Below are 3,843 nucleotides of genomic sequence, written 5' to 3' on the forward strand. Positions count from 1 at the left end.
AATTATAACATAATTAAAAGGGGAACTGATTATTTATCTCTCGGTATTAGCCTTTTTTAAAGCAAAACTGATTGAAATATTTTGTAGATATTTTTTTAAAATGTATTTTTGTTGTTTTTTTAGACTCTTTTAATCTTTAATGATAAAAATTGTTGATGATGGTTTTTTTAACGATTTCAAATAAAAAAAATCTTAAAAAACCTTATTAAATAACAGATAAATCTTCATCCCTAGAAAAAAAGCATTTTTACTATAATGAAAAAACGTTTGTAAGTTGTTTCATTATAGTAAATTTTCCAAATATTCTTTGTTAATGGTTTCTTTTTCTAACAATTCATGAGATATTTTTTCTAATAAAGACTTATTTTAACAATAATTTGACGCGTTTTTTCTAACGATTCATTCACTATTTTTTTTAATTTCTACATCAACAGCTTGTTTATCCGACAAAACCGAATCTTGCACAGGTCACTAAATCAGACATTCCTAATTTAGTGACCATTTGAATCGCTATTTGGTTAGCATATTTAAAATCGCTATAATTTCCTTTAGATATATCGTCAAACATTAATTCTTCGGCTGCTCTACCGCCTAAAAAAGTTGTAATTTACGCCAATATCCTGTTTTTAGAAGAAAAAAGAGTCTCTTTTTCAGCAGGCATCATTAAAAATTATAACCATCTGTATTTCCGCGCGGAATAATAGTTACTTTTTGGACCTTAGATGCATGTTCTAATTTTAAACCAATAACAGCATGACCTGCTTAGTAATTGCTTCATGAATAGTTTCGTTTGATTAGGCTGTTTTTCTATTCTGCAAAAAGTAAAAGGTCCGATTATTGTTCTTAAAAAAAGTTTGTTTTTTGCTTTTGTTATAAAATTTCTTTTAAATGTGTATTTTTAAATAATTTTAAAAAACTAATAAATTGTATTTTAAAGAAATTCACATTTTACCTCTTTTAATGAAATTATAACATAATAAAAGCAGATTTTTTGGGTTAGTTAAAAAGATGAAAAAGAGTTCTAAATTGTAAAAAAGGTTCTTTTTTCGTCGTTTCATCAACGAAAGAAAAAACATTATTTAAGCTTTAAAAATTTTTTTAAGAAGGTAAATACTTAAAAGAGGGATTAAAGCAGCCATAGTCCAAACCACAATTTGATAAGAAGAGATGTTTTTTTCTTTTGTTTCAGAAACTAAGGAAAGGTTCGGATGAGGATCTATTTTCTTTGATGGATGAATTATGGTCTCTAATTTATTAACTTTGAAAAGGTTATTCTCTTGCAAAGAAGGCGGCAACACCAGAGGAATTGTTTCTTCTCTTTCAAAAGGTTGATCATTTTCTAAATCATGGATAATTTCTTCTAAAAGAGGCTTATTTGCTTGGATTAAAATTTTACTTTGTTCTTTAAAAAAATTTAGAATCCCTAAATACTCCTCTTCATCTTCCTCTTGGGGAGTTATTTGAGATAAAAAGCACTTATATTCCGGTTTTTGATGTTTTTGCAAGTCTTTTATCAATCGTTGTACTTTCTGCAAATCTTCAGAAGCATGGAAACTTTGATATTTGTTATCCAATAGAGTTTGTTCTGCCATAGTACCACTTAAAGAATAAAAAATTTGATGAATTAAATTATCCGTTTGCCAAACGACATTTTTTCCTCCTTTTTCTGAATTTAACACAGTTAAACAATTATGACAAACTTTCGGACCCGCTGGAGGTTGTTTTTCTACCTCTTTTTTCGATGAACCACCTAGAGGAGGATTAAAAACCATTTCGACTAGAATATGACCGGCTTGATGAAATAATATATTTTTTTGATATATTGGCCAAGATAATTCCGGATGAAGACGAGTCAGTTTCAGAAAATGCATTCTTTCTTGGATTTTTTCTAAAGTGGTTTTTCTTTCCAACGTTTGTTGGTGAAAAACGGACAATAAGTCTAAAAGATGTTCTAAATCTTGGTGCTCCCAATCTGCAGTATTATCAGCAATATAACGCATTAAAGATAAATCATCCTTTAAAACTTTTTTACCCTTTATTTTTATAAATTTATATCTTTCATCTAAATTCCATAAATTAAAAGGTATATCAATGGCAAAAAGTTTCTCACATGCAGGAAAAAAAGGTTTTTGCATCTTTTTTGATTGATTAACGTTGCCAATAATTAAAAAAGAACGTGTTTGTTGCATTTCTTTTAAAACAGTCAATAAACGAGTCATAAAAGGTTCTTCAGGCGGAAAAAGATCCATTTTATCAACGAACAAAATAGAACGTTCAGAAGGAATAAGACTAGCTAATTGGTTTAAATCAGAATCATCTTTCTTCTGTTGAAAACTTAAAAATAAAGCATCAACCGAAACATAATAAAAAGGTATTTTTAATTGTTTCGCTATCAATTCCACTAATTGTTGCTTATCATCAGTACGTTGGCCGTATAACAAAATACCATCAGTAGGTAAAACCTCTGATTTAACAAAATGTTCTAAATAACGTGATAAAAGCTTTTTTTCTATTGTATGATTGATAATATCTTTCTTCCAAGAGAAAGAACTTTCTTTAAAAGCGACGGATCGGAAAACTACGATTTCTTCTATAGAATTTTCTAAAGATAAATTTTCTATATCTATTTCCTCGGTTTCTAAGGAAAAAAAAGTCTTATGTAGATAAACCCCTAAAACATCAGGATAAACAGAAGGGATCGTTTTTTCCATACTTAAAATATTAGCATTATAAGAAGGATTAGCGATGTTTATTTTAAAATTAGGGACTATGAATTGACGTTGGTTTAAATATTCTTGCATTTTAAAAGTGACATGATCTAGAGGATTGAGATAAACATCTGTGATTTTGGGCACAGAGACTGGCAAAAATAAATTTTGATTTTTAGCTAAAAAAGCATTATAAGTCGGTAAAATGCGCTCTCTTACTTTTTGAGGCGACATAACAAGGTGAAAAATAACTGCATTGTGAAGACGATATAAAGGAAAGACGATCTTTTCTAAATATTCTTTATTGTCTGTCGGAACACTAGTTATAAATTTTTGCCAGTTTTGTTTGGCCTCTTGAAATACAAGAGAAACGGCGGATACTACTTCTTCCGAAAAATTCAAGACCATTTCTGTTAATAAATGGTCTATATCAGGAATAATATCGTGGATATTTAACATCATTCCTGCAGTTTCTTGTTTAGAAGATAAAAAAGGTTTAGTTCTTCTTGTGACTCTATTTTTGGGAATAAATTTGGTTTTTTTAATTTTAGAAAAAGACGATCTAATCTTGTTTATAGTAAAAAGTGCTCTAGAAATCGGTACCCCCCTAAAAGAGAATACTTTGTGGGGATGAAAAAAAAATAAAACACTAAGGCATAAAATCAATAATGTTTTGATAATGATGAATTTATTAAAATATAATCTTGAGGAATTATTATTTGACGTGAGTTGATAAAACCTTTCTTTTGAATGATAATTATATAAAACAATTATCCAATAATATTTTATCCTTTTTCTCCTTTATTTTTACTATGAAAATGATAAAAAAGAAGAACTTTATTAACAATTTTAATCCCTTTTTTCGCTTATAAAAATTTTTTAAAGATATTAGGTTATCTTTGGAGATTCTTTAAAATTTTTATTCCTGAAAAACTTTATTTTAGAAAAATAATCTTTTAAAGGGTGTTTTTTTAGTTTCACAAAGAGTTCAAAAAAGACTATTTAACAAGCGAATTAAACCTATTATCAACTTTATAAGAGTTAAAAACACTGATAAATAATAAAAAATAATTATTTCCAAAAATAAAAAAAAGAAATCCTTTATAATAAAATTATAAGAAATCATTTAAAATAT

General features: G+C 27.6%; 1 protein-coding gene and 1 pseudogene. Both read right to left on the reverse strand.

The features are described from left to right. Positions 1-472: 472 nt before the first annotated feature. A pseudogene (locus RI76_RS03375) lies at positions 473-762 on the reverse strand (hypothetical protein); the annotation flags it as partial. 317 nt (positions 763-1,079) lie between these two features. Next, entirely contained in the window at positions 1,080-3,374 is a 2,295-nt protein-coding gene (locus RI76_RS00390; RefSeq protein ID WP_261974322.1) for an AAA family ATPase, read from the reverse strand. Positions 3,375-3,843 lie beyond the last annotated feature (469 nt).

The organism is Milkweed yellows phytoplasma str. MW1 (assembly GCF_000309485.1).
Classification (GTDB): domain Bacteria; phylum Bacillota_I; class Bacilli_A; order Acholeplasmatales; family Acholeplasmataceae; genus Phytoplasma.